Below are 19,226 nucleotides of genomic sequence, written 5' to 3' on the forward strand. Positions count from 1 at the left end.
TCCCGGTTGCCGCGGCCCGGTCCTGCCCGTGCCGCCGAACCGCCTGCCGCGACTCGTCTCATCCGACCGTCGTCGAAGGCGGTCCCATAGAGGATAGGAACAAACGAGAACAAAGCAAGAACTTTGTCTCTGGGAGACCGAAATCGGCAAGCCGGTGCTTGCTTAGCCGGGCATTGCGGATAAAACGGGCAGTGGGCCGAGAAACAGTCCCCGCAAGCTGCGGGAAAGAAACGGACCTTTGCGCTGATGCCAACGACACGGACCCACACAGCATGCGCCCGGCGGGAGCGGGGGACGCCATGCTGAGCGTCGTCATTCCGACGCTCAACGACGAACGGACGCTGGGACCGACCCTCGGGGCGCTGATCCCGGCGACGCTTGCCGGCATCCTGAAGGAGGTGGTGATCGCCGATGGCGGCTCCACCGACGAGACCGACGTCATCGCCGAAGCCACCGGCTGCATCTTCGTTGCCAGTAGCCGCCGGCGCGGAAAGCGGCTGGTCGCCGGCGTGAAGGCGGTGGAACGCGCCGACTGGTTCCTGTTCCTCAATCCCGACACGGTGCTCGCCACCGACTGGGAGGCCGAGGCGGCGAGCTTCATCGAGCGGGTGGAGCGCTCCGGCGATCCGCGCCACGCGGCCGTGTTCCGGTTCCGGCTCGACGGCTTCGACGGCAAATCGCGGGTTCGCGAGGGGCTGGCCGGCATGCGCTGCCGCCTCTTCGGCATCGCCTATGCCAACCAGGGCCTCCTGATCTCCCGCTGGCTCTACGACGACCTCGGCGGCCACCGGGACCTGCCGGCGATGGAGGACGTTGACCTCATCCGCCGCATCGGCCGGAAGCGCCTCCATTTCCTGACCTCGGCGGCCGTCAACCCGGCGGCGAAGACGACCGAGGGCGAGCGCCGGCCCGGCATGGTCCGCAACGGGCTGTGCCTGGCGCTCCTGATGCTCCGCGTGCCCCCGCGCATGGTCGCCCGGCTGCAGGCGTAGGGGCGGGGCGGCCTGCCGAGCGGATAGGGGACGACCGCTACCACGCTTGCGGCTCCCGCCCTCCGCTTTCCACCCGTACCGCGTCACCACCGGGCTCGACCCGGTGGTCCATGATGACGTGCGGTATATTTTAGCCTAAGAGGTTGAAATCAAAGGCCTCATGGATTGCCGGGTCAAGCCCGGCAATGACGCAGGAGAGGGGGGAGCCGAAACAAGGCCCCCAATCTGTCCCCTCGCATGGCCACCATGTCGTCGCGCCTGCGCGCCCCCATACCATCTCGGTCGAACGGATCGACCCCCCACGCCCCCTTGCATCTTCCCGCGTCTTGCCTTAGAAACATAACCAGATATATAACGGGGTATAAAAAATCGAAAATCATGACCGAAGACATCCTCAGGACCCTCGGCCATCTGGCGCTCGGCAGCCGCATGAAGCGGCTTGGCGAGATGCTGCAGGCGCAGACCCAGGCGCTGGTCGCGGGGACGGGCGCCGACCTGCCGGCGGCGCAGTATCCCTTGCTGGAGGCGCTCGAGCGGCTCGGCCCGACGAAGATCGGCGTCCTCGCGGCGGTGCTCGGCGTCGCCCAGCCGGGCGTTACCCGCATGGTCGACAAGCTGGAGGCAGCCGGCTGGGTAGAGACCCAGAGGGACGACGACGACCGGCGCGTGCGCACGGTGCGGTTGACCGCGACGGCGAACAGGATGCTGGAAAAGGCCCGCAAGGACGTCTGGCCGACCATCGAGGCGGCGGTCGCCGATGCCTGTGCGACGGGTGAGGGACCGCTGCTCGACCGGCTGACGGCCCTTGAGGATGCCTTGAAGGAGGCGCCGCTCACACGGCGTGCCGCGGCCCTTCGCGAGGGAGGCGACGATGGACGATCTTGATCTCCCGGTCCGCGCGAGCCTGTGGTCCGATCAGGCCGACCTGTCGGAAGGCGGCGATCTCGCCCGGCGCTACCGGCCCGACGTCAATCTCTTTGCCGCCACGCGGGATGACAGTCCCTCGGCGCTGCAAGCCCTCGCCGATCTAGTCGCCCCGGGCGAGAAGGTCTTCATGCTGCAGGCACCCGAGGTCGTCGTGCCGGACGGCCTTGCCGTAGAGCTTGCCGCTCCCGGCGTGCAGATGGTGCTCACCCGTCCGGTCTCGCCGCCCGACCGCACCGGCATCGACGTCGTCGGCGCGGCGGACGCCGCCGAGATGCTGGCCCTTGCCACGCTGACGAAGCCGGGCCCGTTCCTGGCGGGAACCCACCTGATGGGCCGCTTCCTCGGCATTCGGATCGGCGGCCGGCTGGCGGCGATGGCCGGGGTGCGCATGCGCTTTCCCGGCCATGTGGAGGTGAGCGGCGTCTGCACCCATCCCGACTTCCAGGGGCGCGGCCTCGGACGCCGGCTTTCCGCGGCCATTGCCGAGGACATCGCGGCCGGCGGAAGCACCCCGTTCCTCCACGCCTGGGCCTCCAACGACGCGGCGATTTCGCTCTATCGCTCGCTCGGCTTCGAGCTGCGGCGCGAGATGAACGTGGCTGTGCTGGTGCGCGCGGAATAGGCCGCGGTCAGCTCTTGCGGCCCGGCATCGGCCGGTTCTTGCGGCGTTGCATGTGCTCGTCGAGCCGCGGCAGGATTTCCACGAAATTGCACGGCTTCTGCCGGTAGTCGAGCTGCGCCTTGAGGATGCCGTCCCAGGCGTCCTTGCAGGCGCCGGGAGAGCCCGGAAGCACGAAGAGGTAGGTCGCATTGGCAACGCCGCCCGTCGCCCGGCTCTGGATCGCCGAGGTGCCGATCTTGGCGTAGCTGATCTGGGTGAAGAGGGCGGAGAACCCGTCCATGCGCTTTTCGAACAGCGGCTCGATCGCCTCCGGCGTCACGTCGCGGCCGGTAAAGCCCGTGCCGCCGGTGGAAATCACCACGTCGATGCCGTCCTCGGCGATCCACTTCTTGACGATCTCCTGGATCGCGCCGACGTCGTCTTTCGAGATCGCGCGGTCGGCCAGCACGTGGCCGGCCTCTTCCAGACGCGCCTTCAGCGTATCGCCGGATCTGTCGTCGTCGAGCGTACGCGTGTCGGAGACCGTCAGGACGGCGATGTTGAGGGGAATGAACGGGCGGTCGTCGTCGTCATGGTGCATGGGAGTTCTCCGATTGGTGCCGATTTGCCTCGGCTATTGCGGATGGCGCCGAGCTGTGGCATGTGCCGGGCGGATCGTGGGCCGGCGCCGATCCCGGCGTTTGGCTGCTCTCCGATAGCATTTTTTGTCGCGGGAAAGCACCCGGTCCGACAGCAACGACCAATTGCGAGTGGAGTGCCCGCCTCCCGGCGCACCCAGGAACGCTGAATGGCAAGAAAACCGAACTTCATCGTCCTCGGCCAGGACAAGAGCGGCACCTCACTGTTCTACAGGGTGTTCGAGGGGCACCCCGAGATCGCGCTGTCGCGCAAGAAGGAACTGCATTTCTTCAACTCCCATTGGGAGGAGGGCATCGACTGGTACCTGGATTTCTTCGAGGAGACTGACAAGCCCTTCATCGGCGAAATCTCGCCGTCCTACATCTATTCGGCCAAGATCGTCGAGCGGGTCCATTCGGTCCTCGGGCCCGAGGCAAAGATCATCTTCATCCTCCGCCGGCCGATCGAGCAGCTCTATTCGCGCTATCTGCAGAACATCTGCGCCAACCGCGAGGCGCCGGACTTCGATTTCGTGCTGCAAAAGGTGACCGCCAACCGCAGGCGCGGCATCATCAACGCACTTTCCAAGGTCTACGAGCTGTTCGGCAAGGAGAACGTGCTGCCGCTGTTCTACGAAAAGGACGTGGCGACCGCCGAGCCGACCTTTGAGCAGAAGATCTATGCCCATCTCGGCGTTGCCGACCGCACGCCGCGCCACGTCTCGGCCTCCAACCGGGTCAACAGCGGGGTGATGCCGCGCTTCCTTGCCTCCGGTGATGAGCCCATGGAGATCGTTCAGGACGGCGTGCGCTACCGCATTCCGAAGAACCGGCTGGTCTTCTGCGGCCAGCCCCGCAATTCCAAGATATGGCGCAAGGCCGGTCCGGAGGCGATCCGGAAAGCCCTGGAAAGCCAGAAGAGCTGGCAGACCGAGATCTCCGAGGAGCTCTATGCCAGGCTCCTTGAGGAGTGGGTCGAGCCCTACGCCCGCGAGCTGGAGGAGCGCTTCGGCTACGACATGGACCACTGGCGCGTGAAGCCGCGCCGCATCGCCTACGACCCCGCCCCGCCGCCGGAGCGCCTGATCGTCGAATAGGGAAGGGGGGCGGTGCCGACACTTTCTCCTGCCGCGCACTATTCCCTCCCTTTTGTTGCGGGACAGGGCTCCGTTTTGTCGGCGGGCTATCGAGGACGCCTCAGCCCCCGGCCGTCTCCCCCGGAGGCTTTACTGCAGCCGGCGGCCCGTCTGGAACCCCCATGCCGAGGCGCGTGGCACAGCCGCTCCTGGATTGCTTCGCTTCGCTCGCAATGACGGTATTCTCTGGTTTTTCGGCGTCATCGCGAGGAGCCGAAGGCGACGCGGCGATCCAGAGCAGGGTGCTCAGAGCGGGTACGACCCTTGACCGCCGCACTTGCGGTGATGGTTCTTGCGAGGCTCGCGCCATGCGCCGCTCCCCGCTGTCGAACCGGCGCGATGACGAGTGTGTTTTCCAACCCCTGGGAAGCCCGCCCGCCCTTGCGGAACACGTCACAATTGCCAGTTAGAGAAAGGATCGCCGGGCGCCTCCGGCGATCCCCTCTCAACAAGCGATTGCCGGACCATGGAACAGATCAACGTCTATTGCGAACGCACCGATTTCGGCTTTTGGGCCGAGCCGGTCAACGCGCTCACCAACCTTGCCTTCATCCTCGTCGCCGTCTGGGCGCTGGCCAACCGGCCGAGGGGCGGGCGCAGCGACTGGCTCGTCGTCGCCCTTGCCGGCCTCGTCGCCCTCGTCGGCATCGGCTCGTTCCTGTTCCACACGCTGGCGACCCGCTGGGCCGGGCTCGCCGACGTCATCCCGATCACCGCCTTCATCTACCTCTTCTTCTTCACGATGATGGTGCGCCTGTTCCGGCTGCACTGGGTGCTCTCGCTCATCGCCACCGTCGCCTTCTTCTTGGCCGCGCGCTATGCAACGCCGCTGTTCCGCGACATCGTCGGCTATTCCGCCGGCTATGTGCCGCCGCTGATCGGCATGGTCGGTGCCGGCATCGCGCTGATGCTTGCGCGGCGGCCGGGCGGACCGCTCCTTCTCGCCGCCGCCGGCCTCTTTGCCGTCTCGCTCACCTTCCGCATCCTCGACGGCCCGACTTGCGGAACCTTTCCGCTCGGAACGCACTTCCTTTGGCACCTTTTCAACGCAATGGTACTCTACACCCTGCTGCGGGCCGTCATGAGTCCCTCCGCCGCGCTTGAACGGAATTCAGGTTGATCCTGCAAAACATCGAAAAGCGGGAAAAACGGCGCAAAATGCCGCTCAACGACGTTCCGTCAGACAGAAAATAAACTGAAATCGAATTGATTTCGGGAAATATGGGGAAGTAACCGATATTCGGTTAAGAAAGGTGCGGAATGACCAGAGACCGAGGCGAAGACAGGGACAAGGCCAACGATTTCGACGAGTCGGCGCTCTTCTATCACGAGTACCCGAGGCCCGGAAAACTGGAGATCGCAGCGACCAAGCCGCTGGGCAACCAACGCGACCTGGCGCTCGCCTATTCGCCGGGCGTCGCCGCGCCATGCCGGGCGATCGCCGCCAACGCCGGCATCGCCTCCAAATACACCGCCCGCGGCAACCTCGTCGCCGTCATCACCAACGGCACCGCCGTCCTCGGCCTCGGCTCCATCGGCCCGCTTGCGGCCAAGCCGGTGATGGAAGGAAAGGCGGTCCTCTTCAAGAAATTCGCCGGTATCGACGTCTTCGACATCGAGGTCGACGAAAAGGACCCGGACCGCTTCTGCGACACCGTCGCCTCGCTTGAGCCGACCTTCGGCGGCATCAACCTTGAGGACATCAAGGCGCCGGAGTGCTTCATCATCGAGCGCGCCCTGCGCGAGCGCATGAACGTGCCGGTCTTCCACGACGACCAGCACGGCACGGCGATCATCGTCGGCGCCGCCGTCCTCAATGCGCTGGAACTCTCCGGCAAGAAGGCCTCCGAGGTGAAGATCGTCGCCTCGGGCGCCGGCGCCGCCGCGCTCGCCTGCCTCAATCTGCTGATCGCCCTCGGCGTCGACCGCAAGAACATCTGGGTCACCGACATCAAGGGCCTCGTCTATGAAGGTCGCACCGAGGAGATGGACGAGTGGAAGGCGGCGTTCGCCCAAGAGAGCGACAAGCGCAGCCTTGCCGAGGTCATCGACGGCGCCGACATCTTCCTCGGCCTGTCCGCCGGCGGCGTCCTGAAGCCGGAAATGGTCGCCAGGATGGCGCCGACGCCACTGATCATGGCGCTCGCCAATCCGGCGCCGGAGATCATGCCGGAGGTCGCGCTCGCCGTCCGCGAAGACGCTCTCATCTGCACGGGGCGCTCGGATTTTCCGAACCAGGTCAATAACGTTCTGTGCTTCCCCTACATCTTCCGTGGCGCCCTCGACGTCGGCGCCACGGCCATCAACGAGGAAATGAAACTCGCCGCCGTGCGGGCGATCGCCGACCTCGCCAAGGAGGAGCCCTCGGACGTCGCCGCCAGAGCCTATGGCGGCGTTTCCAACACCTTCGGCCCGGCCTACCTGATCCCGTCGCCCTTCGACCAGCGGCTGATCCTGAGGATCGCGCCGGCGGTGGCGCGCGCCGCCATGGAGACGGGTGTCGCGGCCCGCCCGATCGAGGATTTCACGGACTACTATGAGCGCCTCGTGCGCTTCGTCTTCCGTTCCGGCCTCGTCATGAAGCCGGTGATCGCGGCCGCCCGCGAGAACCGCAAGCGCGTCATCTATTCCGACGGCGAGGACGAGCGCGTGCTGCGCGCCGCCCAGGTGGTGATCGAGGACGGGCTCGCCGATCCGATCCTGATCGGTCGGCCGCGGGTCATCGACACCCGCGCCAGACGCTTCGGCCTGAAGATCGTGCCGAGCCGGGATCTGGCCATCATCAACCCGGAGGACGACCCGCGCTACCGCGACTATGTCGACCTCTATTTCTCCTGTGTCGGCCGCCGCGGCATGACGCCGGAGGCCTGCCGCACCATGGTCCGCACCAATTCCACGGTGATCGGCGCGCTCGCCGTCCGGCGCGGCGATGCCGATGCGCTGATCTGCGGCCTCGACGGGCGCTTCGCCCGGCACATGCGCGACGTCCGCCACGTCGTCGGCGTGGCACCCGGCGTGCGCGACTTCTCCGCCCTGTCGCTGCTGCTGACGCCGCGCGGCCCCTATTTCCTCACCGACACCTATGTGAGCGAGGATCCGGGCCCGGAAGAGATCGCCGAGATGACGCTCTTGGCCTCCAGCCACATCCGCCGCTTCGGCATCGCGCCGAAGGCCGCGCTCCTCTCCCACTCCAATTTCGGCACCCATTCCAGCCGCTCCGCCCTGAAGATGCGCGAGGCGGTGGAACTGCTCTGGCAGATGGCGCCGGACCTTGAGGTCGACGGCGAGATGCACGGCGACAGCGCGCTCTCCGACATTTTCCGCGAGCGCGTCATGCCCGACAGCCACCTGACCTCGGAGGCCAACCTGCTGGTCTTCCCCAACCTCGATGCCGCCAACATCGCCATGTCGCTGATCAAGGTGATGACCGACGCGCTCCATGTCGGCCCGATCCTCCTCGGCGCCGCACACCCCGCCCACATCCTGACGCCCTCGGTGACCTCGCGCGGGGTCGTCAACATGTCGGCGCTCGCCGTCGTGGAGGCCCAGAGCATCGAGCAGATCGGCGCAACGGCGTGACGGCGCAGCAGGACACCGGGACCATGATGCGCGGGACGCCGAAGGTCCGCGGCTATCTGGCGGGCGACGTCGACCGCGCGGTGTTCCTCTATCGCCAGAGCGCCCGGGTCACCTGGCTCGTCGGCCTCGACTATGGCGGCGCGCGCCCGGCCTGGACCGTCGGCTCGCGCTTCTTCGGCCGGTTCTATCCGAACCGCTGCGACCTCTCGCCGGACGGCCGGCTGTTCCTCTATTTCGTGCAAGGAAAGAGCCAGAAGAAATACCAGGACAAGCACCAGTTCTGGACGGCCTTCTGCCAGCCGCCCGACGTCAAGGCGCTGCTGCTCCTTGCCCATTTCGACACCTGGGGCGGCGGCGGGCGGTTCCTGCCCGGCCGCAAGGCGGTCGTTGCGCCGGGCATGCACCCGGACTTCGATCTCGCCGGCAGCTACCGCGTCGGCGGCTACGACGTCGTCTTCCGCGACCACCCCTATAACGACTGGACCAGCGGCCACGGCTGGACGGTGGACCGCTACAACGACTGGGGCATCGGCAAGGCCTGGTCGAAGACGGCGGGCGGTTTTACGGTCAAGCGGATAGTCCGCCACGGGCGCAATATCGGCGAGTTCTCCCTGCACCGCTACGAGGTCTATGACCGGCGCAAGGGAACGCTCGTCTTCGACGGCGCCGACGAGTTCCACTGGATGGACGTCGACAATCGCGGCCGCCTCATCGGCGCCGCCGGCAGCCGCGTCGTCATCTTCCCCAACCTGCCGGCGATCCTGCGCCGGCGCGGCATCGAGACCGACCTGGAACAGAAGGTGCGTCGGGCACAACGCCTCAAGCGGGAGCCTGCCTGAGCGGTTTTGACGGCACCGCCGGGAACCGGGCGGCACGGGTTACCGTTCCTGCCCGGACCTTGCTGTCCGCGCCGCCATGGCATCGGCCCGCCACCCTTTCCAAAGGGCGGCCCGGCGTTCCATGATGGCGGAACAGTCGCGTTTTCAATTTGCCCGCCCGGGAAGTCGTTCCAATGGATCGCATCCTCATTGCCTACACCACCGAGGAAGGCCAGACCGCCAAGATTTGCGGCCGCATTGCCGAGCGCCTCGCCGCCCACGCCTTCGATCCGGTCATCCACAACATCAGGGTCGACAAGAGTGTGCCGAACCGGCTGACGGGCGCCATCGTTGCCGGCTCGGTGCATCTCGGCGCCCATTCCAGAGCGCTTGCCGCCTTCGTCCGAGACAACAGGGAAAAGCTCTCGGCGCTGCCGTCGGCGTTCATTTCCGTCAGCCTGCAATCGGCATCGCCGGATGCCGACGAGCGCGACGAGGTGCGCTCGGTTGCCGAAGACTTCCTGGCCGAAACCGGCTTCAAGCCGCTGTTCCTGCACACCGCGGCAGGGGCCGTCCACGATGCGCGCATCGGACCGTTGCGCCGGGTCGTGCTGCATTGGATCCTGCGGCGCCGCGGCGTCGACCTCGACCCGTCGGGCGATACGGAATTCACCGACTGGACCGCGCTCGACCGCTTCGTCGACGAATACGCCCACGCGTTGCGCGGCGAGGAGGAATTGGGCGCGCCGCGCCTGGAGGCCTGATCATTCGGGGAGCGGGAAGCGGCTACGCGCCGTTGCCGTCGTCCGTCTGCCGGTCACGCAGGAGCTTCAGGCCGCTGAGGGCGGCCGCCGGCCCGTGGCCGCCGAACACGGACAGGAGCGAGCGCTTCAGCTTCGCGGTCGCCGGTGATTCCAGTCGTGCATCCGCCCGCTCCTTGCGCGCCACCTCAAGCTCCGGATCGAAGGCGAGCGCCCGGTCGAACGAGGAGATCGCCCGCTCCGGATCGTTGTCGTAAAGGGCGAGCATGCCGCTCTGGTAAAGGACGATCGCCTTCAGCCGCTCCGCTTCCACGGCCTGGTCGTTGATCAGCCGGGCAAGGTCGCGGAGCGTCGCCTCGGACCAGTCCGGACCCGCCTCTGCCGGCATCTCCGGCTCCTTCAGGGCGATCCCGAACGCTTCCTCCAGATAGGCGAGGTCCTCCGCGGCATCGGCCCGGACGGTGTCGGCGACCTCCTGCGGCAGCGCGAAGGGGGTGCCGGCGATCGCGGCAAGCCCGCGCAGATTCTTGGCCCGGTCGGTATTGCGCCGCTTGCCCTCAAGCTTCGGCGCGGTGTCGGCAAGGGCATCGAGCAGCAGCGCGGCCTCGGCCGAAACGCTCTCGTTGCGGAAGGTGGCGCTCTCCTCGATGAGGCCCGGATCGATGCCGACGACGGCGCAGAAATCGGTCCTGACGTCGCCCTCGTGCAGGGCGTCGTAGTCGAACGGGCGAACGACCACATTGTCCTTGCCGAAGACCTCGATGAATTTCGGCAGCAGTTTGGAAAACCGGGAAAACCGCGGCTCGGCAAAACACTCCTTGAGCGTCCTGTGCCCGGTCTTGACGTCCTGCTGCATCGCGCTTGCCGCATGGGAGACCGGATGGCGCACATAGCAGACGACGGTGACCTCGCAGGCCGCCGCTCCGAAATGCCCGGCAAGCTGGCGCAGCGCCTCGCCATCGAGGGTCGAAAAATATTCCGAGGAGAGGATCAGTTTCTCGAAGCTCTTGTCGCGCAGCGCCTCATCCAGCCGCTTCAGATAGCGCGTGGTGTCGGCGCGGATCGCCGCCCGGTCGCCATAGCCGCGCTTGATATTGAGGCCGATCGTCTCCGGCGCCTCGTGGAAATGGGAGACCAGCCAGAACTGGCTCTGCTGCGGGCCCGGATAGCAGATGCCGGCCTCGGCGAGCCTGTCCCGGCTTGCCGCCAGCGATCCCTGGATGAACGAGGTACCGGTCTTGCTGGTGCCGATATGCAGGAAGAGCTTCATGCCAGCGCGGGTCTTTTTGAAAGGCGTGAACGGGGCCGCGGTTCGGGGGAGGAGCGGCCGGCCATGGACAGTGCCGCCACTCTGCGAAGGATTGGCCGCAAAGTCCATGGGGCCGCCTGAGAAAAAGCCCTCTGGTTGGGCGAGCGCCGCCGATGGCAAGGGCGGTTTGCCGCAACCGCCGCCAGGGCGCCTCAAAGCGCTAGGGCGCGTGCGCGGAACATGTGCGCTTTCAATCTGTTATCCCTTGAGAGAGGGGCCGCACGCCTTGTTTGCCGTGGTCTCGTCCCCATGTTAGAGCAGATTTTTTGACGGCCGGCCCGACACCAGCTTCGGCCCGACAGGAGTTTAAGAGCGACATGTTCGATTGGATCCGCACCCGCTTGCCGGAAAGATGGCAGAAGGATCACCCCTTTGTGCCCGTGGTGCGCCTGTCCGGCGCGATCGGCATGGTGACGCCGCTGCGCCCCGGCCTGTCGCTCGCCACCTGCGCGCCGGCGCTGTCGAAGGCGTTTTCCTACAAGCACGCCCCGGCGGTCGCGATCATCGTCAATTCGCCGGGCGGCTCGCCGGTGCAGTCGCGGCTGATCTACCAGCGCATTCGCGACCTGGCGGAGGAAAAGGAAAAGCAGGTCTTCGTCTTCGTCGAGGACGTTGCGGCCTCCGGCGGCTACATGATCGCCCTTGCCGGCGACGAGATCGTCGTCGATCCGTCGTCCATCGTCGGCTCCATCGGCGTCGTCGCCGCCACCTTCGGGTTTACCGAGGCGATGAAGAAGCTCGGCGTGGAACGCCGGGTCTACACCTCCGGCGACAGGAAGGTGATGCTCGATCCCTTCCAGCCCGCGGACGAGGAGGACGTCGCCCACCTGAAGGCCCTGCAGGCGGAGATCCACGAGACCTTCATCGATATGGTCAAGGAGCGCCGCGGCGACATCCTGCAGGACGACGTCGACCTCTTCAACGGCCGCTACTGGACCGGTTTGCAGGCGCAAGGCTTCGGCCTTGCCGACAAGATCGGCGACCTGCGCGGCGTGCTGAGGGAGCGCTACGGACCGGAGGTCAAGTTCAAGCTGGTCTCTTCCGACCGCAGCTTCTTCATGCGGCGCGGCGCCCGGGGTGCTACGATTGCCGCCGGCCCGGACGGCGTCCGGCTCGAGGCCTCCGGCCTTACGGGCGACCTCGTCTCGACGCTGGAAGAGCGCGCTCTGTGGGCGCGCTACGGGCTCTGACGCAAAGGGAGTGGGGCTTACCTGCCATGGCACAGCTTCTTCTTGTCGGTCTCATCGGCATTGCCGCGATCGTCGGCTGGAACACGGTGAAGAAGGAAATGGCGCGGGTGGAGAAAAAGCTCCACGAAAATGACCCGAAGAAAAAGCGCGCCCGCGACGACGTCGAGACCCTGGAAGCCGGCGCCGACGGCGTCTACCGGCCGAAGGAATAGGCAACACTCCATCCGAACAGGGAAAGCGCCGGAAAAACATCCCGGCGCTCCCGCTTGAGCCGGCGCCGTGAGGCGCCGGGCCTTTCTGCTATTGCGCGGTGCTATTGCCCTGCTGCCAACCGCCGCCCCATCCCGGGCCCTTGTTGGCGAGCGCCCACTTGCAGTCCTGCGACAGGTCCTTGAAGTGGGATTCCAGGCAATTCGGGATCTCGCCCCGGCCATGTTTCAGGTGGCCGCAATAGGTGGCGATTTCCTTCTTGCAGTGGGTGCCGACGAGGCCCCCGCCTGCGCCTTGCCCCGCACCCTGGGCGAGCGCGGGACCGGCCGACACGGCAAGGGCAAGCGTCGAGCCGAGAAGGATCTTCATCAGCGTGTTCATGACACAGGCCTTTCATCGTGCGGCGGAAAACTGTTTCGACCGCCGCCCCGCAGCCCGTACCTTATATGGGGTCCGTAAAAGCCCGCTTGTATGCGCCGACACGCCGCATTGCCGCACCTTGACGCGGCCGCAAGGCGCGCCCGCTTGACCACCAACAGTCCCGCGACTACGGTCCGCGCGCCGATGAAGCCTGACGCCGGAAACCTTTCCATGACCGACGAGACCGTTGCCGACCACATGCGCCCCGAACGCTCGTTCCAGGCGCTGATCCTGACGCTCCAGAAATTCTGGGCCGACAAGGGCTGCGCCATCCTGCAGCCCTACGACATGGAGGTCGGCGCCGGCACCTTCCATCCGGCGACGACCCTGCGCTCGCTCGGCACAAGGCACTGGAAGGCCGCCTATGTGCAGCCCTCGCGCCGCCCGACGGACGGGCGCTACGGCGAGAACCCGAACCGTTTGCAGCACTACTACCAGTTCCAGGTCATCCTGAAGCCCTCGCCGGACGACCTCCAGGACCTCTATCTCGGCAGCCTGAAGGCGATCGGCATCGACCCGCTCCTGCACGACATCCGCTTCGTGGAGGACGACTGGGAAAGCCCGACGCTCGGCGCCTGGGGCCTCGGCTGGGAGTGCTGGTGCGACGGCATGGAGGTCTCCCAGTTCACTTATTTCCAGCAGGTCGCGGGCTTCGAGTGCTCGCCCGTTTCCGGCGAGCTGACCTACGGGCTGGAGCGGCTGGCCATGTATGTGCAGGGCGTCGACAACGTCTACGACCTCAACTTCAACGGCCGCGAGGGCGCCGAAAAGATCAGCTATGGCGACGTCTTCCTGCAGGCCGAGCAGGAATATTCCAGGCACAATTTCGAATACGCCGACACGGACATGCTGTTCCGCCATTTCCGCGACGCCGAGGCCGAGTGCAAGAGCCTCCTGGAAAAGGGCGATGCGGGCGAGGGCGCCCTCCATCGCTGCGTCCTGCCGGCCTACGACCAGTGCATCAAGGCGAGCCACGCCTTCAACCTTTTGGACGCCCGCGGCGTCATCTCGGTAACGGAGCGCCAGAGCTACATCCTGCGCGTCCGCGACCTCGCCAAGGCCTGCGGCGCGGCGTTCCTCAGGACCGATGCGGGCGGGGCCGAGGCGGCTTAACGCCCGGGCATTTCTTCAAAGACCAGACAGTTCCGGACCGGCCGGCCGCGTCGCCGCCGGCATGGGACGATTCGCGCACCGTCGCCTCCGGGGAAATGTATACGCAACCATGAATTGCTGTCCCTCATGTGCTAGGACAAGGATGCGGTCCGTCTTCGCTTGACGTGTCGGCCGGGACCGCTTTGGCGCGTTGCAAAAGATGTTCCGGGACGTCTTTCAGATGGGAAGAAGAGCGAAGGGTCTGAGTCTTTTCATATTTCTATTTGGTGTTTTGATCTTGTCGGCGCGCGGAATCGACAACAGCGGCAACACGAGAGATATCTTATTTGCAATCGGTTTACCGGGAGTGATCCTTGTTTTACTCATTGATAGAAATTTTCTAGCGATCAAGAGCCGGGCATGGAGCAAGAAAAATGGTCTTTTGATGGTTCTCATGTTCGGTTTTACAGTTCTCAACATGGTGCTCTGCATCACCGACGACGACAGCGTGCTGGCCTTGATGCTGCAGTCGCTTGTGCAATCCCATGTCTCGCCCTGGCAGGCGAAGGCGCTCTCGGCCGTTGAGGCGGCCGCCGTGACGTCACTGCTTCTTGGCGCGGCGGGGCCATGGATCGTCAGGACAGCCGTCGGCAGCGAGACCGATTTCGGTGCGTTTGATCGCCTCAAGGCGTTCGTCGCCACGCTGCCGAAGCTCGTGGCCGCGGCGCTCCTGCTGGCCGCAGTCAACCTTCTTGCCGTCTTCTCAACGTCGATCGGGACGGCTGTCGAGGGGATCGCCACCGACTATTGGACCGGCCTTCTGGTGTCGATGCCGGTCTATATCGCGTTCAGCGTCCTGATGCTTTCCTTCATGCTCTTTCTCGCGGCCGCCCTCGTCGAGGCCTATCTCAGGCTCGATCCGGAGCCGCTGTTCTTAACGCCGCAAGGCGAGCCGGGCTGAAAGCGAGGTGACAATGCTTGAAACCGCCCTTCGGACCATCCGCAACAACCGCCGCTATTTCCTGCTCGGGTCGTTCGCCTGGATTGTCATCATTGCGTTTCTGGCGGTCCGTTCGGACTTTCGCACCATCCTCACGGTCGTCGTTCTAGCGGTGGGATACGCGCCGGCGTTTCTAATGACGATTGCCGAACACGTTCGTAAGGCAACGTGGGCGGAAAAGAACGCCCGGTCCTTCGCCGCAATCCTGTTCACCATGCTCGCCGTGGAGTTCTTCAACTACATCCTCACCGACCTAGCCAGCGACCCGACCGTCGCTCCCTTCGTCCTCCAAGCGGACAGCGACCTTGCACCCTGGCACCTCAACATCCTCGCGGCCGCGTTTGCCGCCATTTGCACCATGCTGCTCTATGCGGCGCTGGGACCATGGTTCGTCCGGGTGGCCGTCGATGGACTGCGGGGCCTGGGCGCCATGGAACGCCTGAAGGCGCTGGTCCTGACCATTCCAAGGCTGATCCCGGCCGGGCTCCTGCTGGTTGTTCTCAACCTTGTCGTCATCTACCGCACGGACATCGGCGCGGCCCTTGGCGCGGTAACGACGCAATATTGGGCGTTTCTGGCCCTGGCTGCGCTGGTGTCCCTGGTGGTGGTCGTCGTGTGCCTCACCATCAAGCTCTTCACCGCAATCGCTATCGCCGACGGGTACCGCCAAATCGAGGCCGTGCCGCAGCCGTCCCTGTGAACACGCATTTTAAGAAAAAGCCGGAATTGTAATGTTCAAGAAATCCATATGGATATTGAAACAAAGATCTATCGCAATAGTAACCGCAATATTGGGTATTTTGGCCTGGTCGTTCATCTGTCGTCAGGTTAATGCGGTGATTTTGCGTGATTTGGGACGTGAAATAATTGGTATCATTGTTCTTTTTATTGTTGTTCGACATCTTCAGCCTGAGAGGGCCCAAAGCGGGACGGCCCTGCGGCGCCTGCCGACATTTCTGATCAAGGCCGTCCTGGTGGTCGTCATGACAGGGTTGGCCCAGATGCTCATGGCAGTGACTGTCGCTCGGGCGAGTCTGGCGGGCCTGCTCGGCGACACGCCGAATGGCCTGGCATTTCTGGCGGTGGTTGGGGCGCTTGCCGCGCTGATCATGGCAGTCGTCTTCGGCGTATTCGGGCCGTGGCTCGTCGAAGCGGCTCTGGGTCCGAGATCCGGCATCGCTGCCAGCACGCGAGCCGGCTTGGCAACGCTTCGGTACACATTCCCTCGACTGCTGATTCCGTGCGCGATGTTCTGGCTTCTCAACATCGTGGCGATGCGCGTTCAGGACGTCATCCAACCTCTGCTGTCGATGCCCAGCGGCTCGGTCGCACAAAATGGAGCAGCCCTTGCCCTGGGCGCCTTCGTGGTCGTCTTCAGAATCTACGCCTGGGTGCTCCTTGCGGTCGTGGTGAGCGACGCCTACCGGCGCGGCATGCAGGCCTCGTCGGCTGAAGGGGAACGGGTTACGGCCTGAGCAGGCAGGTGATTGAGGCTCGTCTTTCGGTCGGTTCAAAAACCGCGCCGGAAATCTTCCCTTGCCGCCACGGCCGCAAGACTGCTTCGATGCGGCTTTGAAGCCTGAGCCGTCACCCCTGCACCAATTCCGGAGATGCCGATGACCGACCGTCCCTGCGTGCTCGTCACCGGTGCGGGCGGCTTCATCGGCGCTGCCATCGTTGCAAGGCTGCGCGCGGACGGTTTTGAGGTGCGAGGCGTTGCCCGCGACGCGGAGGCGGCCGCGCGGCGCATGCCGGGCATCGACTGGGTTTCCGGCGACTTCAATCGCGATGGGGCGCCGGACGCCTGGCGGCCGCGGCTTCAGGGCGTTGCGGCCGTCGTCAACGCCGCCGGCATCCTGCAGGACGGGGCCGGCGACAGCCTTGAAGCTGTCCATATCCATGGCGCCGATGCGCTCTTTGCCGCTGCCGAGGCCGCTGGCATCCGCCGCGTCGTGCAGATTTCGGCCATCGGCGCCGAGCCGGAGGCCGCCACCGCCTTCATGCGCACCAAGGCCGAGGGCGACCGGCGGCTGAAGGCGCGCGACCTCGACTGGATCGTCTTGAGGCCCGGCCTCGTCATCGGCCGGCCGGTCTATGGCGGCACCGGGCTCATTCGCGGCCTTGCCGCCCTGCCGTTCGCGACGCCGGTGATGGCCGGAGCAAAGCCCATGCAGGTGATCGGCCTCGAAGAAGTGGCGGCCGAGGTCGCCCGGAGCCTCGGGCCCGACGCAAAAACCCGCGTCGTCCACGACCTCGTCCATCCCGAGCCGCACGAGCTTGCCGCGATCATCACCCGCCATCGCCAATGGCTCGGCTTCGCCCCCGTGCCGACGGTCTTTGCGCCGGCCTGGACCGGACGGCTTCTCGGCAGGGTCGGCGATCTCTGCGGCTGGTTCGGCTGGCGCGCGCCGATCCGCTCCACCGCCATCAAACAGACGCTGGAAGGCGTCGTCGGCGATCCGGCCCAGTGGATCGCCGACACCGGCGCCGACCCGACGCCGCTTGAGGCGCTGCCCGATCTCGGCCCGGCAACGGTCCAGGACCGCTGGCACGCACGGCTCTGGGCGCTGCGCCCGCTCGCGCTCGTCGGCCTTGCCCTCTTCTGGCTGGTCTCCGGCCTCGTCGCCCTCGGCCCGGGCTTTTCCGACGCGGTCTCCAGCCTGATCGTCGCCGGCCTTAGTGCCGAGCCAGCGCGCTGGCTGACGGCCGCGACCGCCGCCCTCGACATCGCGGTCGGCGCGGCGCTCCTGTTCCGGCGCTGGCACAGGGCGGCGCTCGTCGCCACGCTCCTCGTCAGCCTTGCCTATCTCGTTGGCGGCACGCTGCTGGCGCCCATGCTCTGGGTCGATCCGTTGGCACCGCTCCTGAAAATCGTGCCGCAGATGCTGCTCGCCCTGATGCTGCTGGCAACGGCCGAGGCTCGCTGATGGAGCTCTTTCAGATACTCCGCGTCCTCCACATCCTCGGCGCCGCCGTGCTCTTCGGCACGGGCATGGGCATCGCCTTTTTCATGGTTCTGGCCCACCGCACGGCCGATCCGAAGCTGATCGCCCATGTCGGCTCCGGCGTCGTCCTCGCCGATGCGCTCTTTACCGCGACCGCCGTCATCGCCCAGCCGGTCACAGGCGTCTGGCTGGCTTACGAGATGGGCCACGACCTGCTGTCGTCCTGGGTCGTCATTGCCGTCGCGCTCTATCTCCTCACCGGCGCCTTCTGGCTGCCCGTCGTCGTCATCCAGATGAAGATGCGCGATCTGGCAAGGACAGCGGCAGGGCAGGGCGCGCCGCTGCCCGCCGCCTACCACCACCTGTTCCGCATCTGGTTCGCCTTCGGCTGGCCGGCCTTTGCGGCCGTTCTCGCGATCTTCTGGATCATGGTCGCCCGACCGGATTTCTGGTGAGCATCCGCCTTGCCCTGCGTCAAAAGATGCGCGGCACATGCTCCTTTCACCCTTACATTCAACGCTCCTGATATGTACCGTTGGGTTCCGCCCGCCGGGCCCGCCAACGGGCATTGACGCCCTTCGCTTCAACGCGCGCGGAGGGCGTGGTGATCGCGGTGCCGCCGCGCGTGCCATCGGGTCCGGTCAATGCCCGTCAGAGACGAAGAGGAGACGCCTATGACAGACCCCGTGATCGCCCAGAAGGGTCCTTACGTCGTCACCGTGGAGGAGGGAAAATCCTATTTCTGGTGCGCCTGCGGCCGCTCCAAGGACCAGCCCTTCTGCGACGGCTCCCACACGGGCACCGGCTTCCTGCCGGTCCGCTGGAAGGCGGACGCCTCGGGCGAGCAGTATTTCTGCGGCTGCAAGCACACCAGGACGCCGCCCTTCTGCGACGGCACCCACGAGACGCTCTGAGCCGCCGGGCGGTGCTTCCGAGCCGCCATGTTAATACGCATTATCCGTTGATCTTGACGCCTTGCCTGTCGATACTGCCGCTGGGCGGGCCGAGAGGGAGAACGGAATGATCACCTGGATAATCCTCGCCGTCGTCGTCCTGGCGGCAATCTACGGCGTCGTCCTCTACAACAGGCTGGTGAAATTCCGCCAGATGGTGGCCGAGGGCTGGAGCGGCATCGACGTCCAGCTCAAGCGCCGCGCCAACCTCATCCCCAATCTGATGGAAGCGGTGAAGGGCTATATGGGCCACGAACGTGAGACGCTCGAAGAGGTCACCGCCCTTCGCGCCCGCGCCGAAAAGGCAAGCGAGGAGGATGCCGATCCGGCCCGCCGCAGCCTCATCGAAGGTGCGCTTTCCGGCGCGCTCGGCCGGCTCTTTGCCCTTGCGGAGAACTATCCGGACCTGAAGGCGAGCCAGAATTTTATAGACTTCCAGGACGCGCTGGAAGCGGTGGAAGAGCAGATCCAGCTCTCCCGCCGCTACTACAATGGCGCCGTGCGCAACCTCAACGTCGCCGTGGAATCCTTCCCCAGCAACCTTGTCGCCTCCACCTTCAAGTTCGAAAAGGCCGACTATTTCGAGCTCGAGGCGACCGAGGACCGCGCCGTCCCGAAGGTCTCCTTCTGACGCCTCAAGCACAATCGCCAAGGC

Annotated in this window: 21 protein-coding genes; 18 read left to right on the forward strand and 3 right to left on the reverse strand. The window is 65.7% G+C overall.

Translation table 11 applies throughout. The annotated features are described in order from the left end of the window. Window positions 1–299 precede the first annotated feature (299 nt). From M2319_RS12845 to M2319_RS12855, 3 genes are all read left to right on the forward strand, one after another. Window positions 300–992 carry a glycosyltransferase gene (locus M2319_RS12845; RefSeq protein WP_264601853.1) on the forward strand — a complete coding sequence of 231 codons (693 nt, stop codon included), beginning with the start codon at window positions 300–302 and terminating at the stop codon, window positions 990–992. A 378-nt stretch (window positions 993–1,370) separates the two neighbouring features. Then, on the forward strand, window positions 1,371–1,877 hold the full coding sequence (locus M2319_RS12850) for a MarR family winged helix-turn-helix transcriptional regulator (protein ID WP_264601854.1): 507 nt from the start codon (window positions 1,371–1,373) through the stop codon (window positions 1,875–1,877). Beyond that, complete coding sequence (locus M2319_RS12855) at window positions 1,864–2,541, forward strand: GNAT family N-acetyltransferase (RefSeq protein ID WP_264601855.1); 678 nt, start codon at window positions 1,864–1,866, stop codon at window positions 2,539–2,541. Before M2319_RS12850 ends, M2319_RS12855 begins: the two co-directional genes overlap by 14 nt. A 7-nt stretch (window positions 2,542–2,548) precedes the next feature. On the opposite strand, the gene moaB is transcribed toward M2319_RS12855, so the two are convergent. Then, window positions 2,549–3,121: a molybdenum cofactor biosynthesis protein B gene (moaB, locus tag M2319_RS12860; RefSeq protein ID WP_264601856.1), complete on the reverse strand. Its 573-nt coding sequence runs from the start codon at window positions 3,119–3,121 to the stop codon at window positions 2,549–2,551. A gap of 207 nt (window positions 3,122–3,328) precedes the next feature. On the opposite strand from moaB, the gene M2319_RS12865 reads away from it, so the two are divergent. The 5 genes from M2319_RS12865 (at window position 3,329) to M2319_RS12885 (ending at window position 9,455) form a co-directional block, all read left to right on the forward strand. Then, entirely contained in the window at window positions 3,329–4,255 is a 927-nt protein-coding gene (locus tag M2319_RS12865; RefSeq protein WP_264601857.1) for a sulfotransferase family protein, read from the forward strand. A 505-nt stretch (window positions 4,256–4,760) separates the two neighbouring features. After that, the gene (locus tag M2319_RS12870; RefSeq protein ID WP_264601858.1) at window positions 4,761–5,414 is read left to right on the forward strand and encodes a ceramidase; all 654 of its coding nucleotides are present in this window, start codon (window positions 4,761–4,763) and stop codon (window positions 5,412–5,414) included. Window positions 5,415–5,554: 140 nt separating this feature from the next. Then, window positions 5,555–7,873, forward strand: coding sequence for an NADP-dependent malic enzyme (locus M2319_RS12875; protein ID WP_264601859.1), 2,319 nt, complete (start codon window positions 5,555–5,557; stop codon window positions 7,871–7,873). Further along, the gene (locus tag M2319_RS12880) at window positions 7,870–8,712 is read left to right on the forward strand and encodes a hypothetical protein (RefSeq protein WP_264601860.1); all 843 of its coding nucleotides are present in this window, start codon (window positions 7,870–7,872) and stop codon (window positions 8,710–8,712) included. The genes M2319_RS12875 and M2319_RS12880 overlap by 4 nt, the downstream gene beginning before the upstream one ends. 173 nt (window positions 8,713–8,885) lie before the next feature. Further along, on the forward strand, window positions 8,886–9,455 hold the full coding sequence (locus M2319_RS12885; protein ID WP_264601861.1) for a flavodoxin domain-containing protein: 570 nt from the start codon (window positions 8,886–8,888) through the stop codon (window positions 9,453–9,455). Between the two features lie 22 nt (window positions 9,456–9,477). Here the strand turns inward: M2319_RS12885 and M2319_RS12890 are convergent, their stop codons facing one another. Then, window positions 9,478–10,722, reverse strand: coding sequence for a tetratricopeptide repeat protein (locus M2319_RS12890; protein WP_264601862.1), 1,245 nt, complete (start codon window positions 10,720–10,722; stop codon window positions 9,478–9,480). A 356-nt stretch (window positions 10,723–11,078) separates the two neighbouring features. Here M2319_RS12890 and M2319_RS12895 point away from each other — a divergent pair, with 356 nt between their 5' ends. Together M2319_RS12895 and M2319_RS12900 are read left to right on the forward strand one after the other, a co-directional pair. Beyond that, window positions 11,079–11,951, forward strand: a complete 873-nt coding sequence (locus M2319_RS12895; RefSeq protein WP_264601863.1) for a S49 family peptidase — start codon at window positions 11,079–11,081, stop codon at window positions 11,949–11,951. Between the two features lie 26 nt (window positions 11,952–11,977). Continuing rightward, a complete protein-coding gene (locus M2319_RS12900) occupies window positions 11,978–12,163 on the forward strand; it encodes a hypothetical protein (RefSeq protein WP_264601864.1) in 186 nt (61 codons plus the stop codon). 88 nt (window positions 12,164–12,251) lie between these two features. Here M2319_RS12900 and M2319_RS12905 read toward each other — a convergent pair whose 3' ends face one another. Further along, on the reverse strand, window positions 12,252–12,542 hold the full coding sequence (locus M2319_RS12905) for a cysteine rich repeat-containing protein (protein WP_264601865.1): 291 nt from the start codon (window positions 12,540–12,542) through the stop codon (window positions 12,252–12,254). Between the two features lie 210 nt (window positions 12,543–12,752). Between M2319_RS12905 and M2319_RS12910 the strand changes: the two genes are divergently transcribed. The 8 genes from M2319_RS12910 to M2319_RS12945 all read left to right on the forward strand — a co-directional run bounded on the left by M2319_RS12910 (window position 12,753) and on the right by M2319_RS12945 (window position 19,202). Further along, entirely contained in the window at window positions 12,753–13,694 is a 942-nt protein-coding gene (locus M2319_RS12910; protein WP_264601866.1) for a glycine--tRNA ligase subunit alpha, read from the forward strand. Window positions 13,695–13,893: 199 nt separating this feature from the next. Beyond that, the gene (locus tag M2319_RS12915; protein WP_264601867.1) at window positions 13,894–14,634 is read left to right on the forward strand and encodes a hypothetical protein; all 741 of its coding nucleotides are present in this window, start codon (window positions 13,894–13,896) and stop codon (window positions 14,632–14,634) included. A 13-nt stretch (window positions 14,635–14,647) separates the two neighbouring features. Then, on the forward strand, window positions 14,648–15,373 hold the full coding sequence (locus tag M2319_RS12920) for a hypothetical protein (RefSeq protein ID WP_264601868.1): 726 nt from the start codon (window positions 14,648–14,650) through the stop codon (window positions 15,371–15,373). Between the two features lie 31 nt (window positions 15,374–15,404). Further along, window positions 15,405–16,148 carry a hypothetical protein gene (locus M2319_RS12925; RefSeq protein WP_264601869.1) on the forward strand — a complete coding sequence of 248 codons (744 nt, stop codon included), beginning with the start codon at window positions 15,405–15,407 and terminating at the stop codon, window positions 16,146–16,148. 141 nt (window positions 16,149–16,289) lie between these two features. Continuing rightward, the gene (locus M2319_RS12930) at window positions 16,290–17,600 is read left to right on the forward strand and encodes an SDR family oxidoreductase (protein ID WP_264601870.1); all 1,311 of its coding nucleotides are present in this window, start codon (window positions 16,290–16,292) and stop codon (window positions 17,598–17,600) included. Beyond that, complete coding sequence (locus M2319_RS12935; RefSeq protein WP_264601871.1) at window positions 17,600–18,073, forward strand: DUF2269 family protein; 474 nt, start codon at window positions 17,600–17,602, stop codon at window positions 18,071–18,073. Before M2319_RS12930 ends, M2319_RS12935 begins: the two co-directional genes overlap by 1 nt. Before the next feature lie 219 nt (window positions 18,074–18,292). Further along, a complete protein-coding gene (locus M2319_RS12940; RefSeq protein WP_264601872.1) occupies window positions 18,293–18,532 on the forward strand; it encodes a CDGSH iron-sulfur domain-containing protein in 240 nt (79 codons plus the stop codon). Between the two features lie 106 nt (window positions 18,533–18,638). Next, window positions 18,639–19,202, forward strand: coding sequence for a LemA family protein (locus tag M2319_RS12945; RefSeq protein ID WP_264601873.1), 564 nt, complete (start codon window positions 18,639–18,641; stop codon window positions 19,200–19,202). The last annotated feature ends 24 nt before the right edge of the window (window positions 19,203–19,226 follow it).

Origin of the sequence: Rhodobium gokarnense, from assembly GCF_025961475.1 — a bacterium.
GTDB lineage: Bacteria > Pseudomonadota > Alphaproteobacteria > Rhizobiales > Rhodobiaceae > Rhodobium > Rhodobium gokarnense.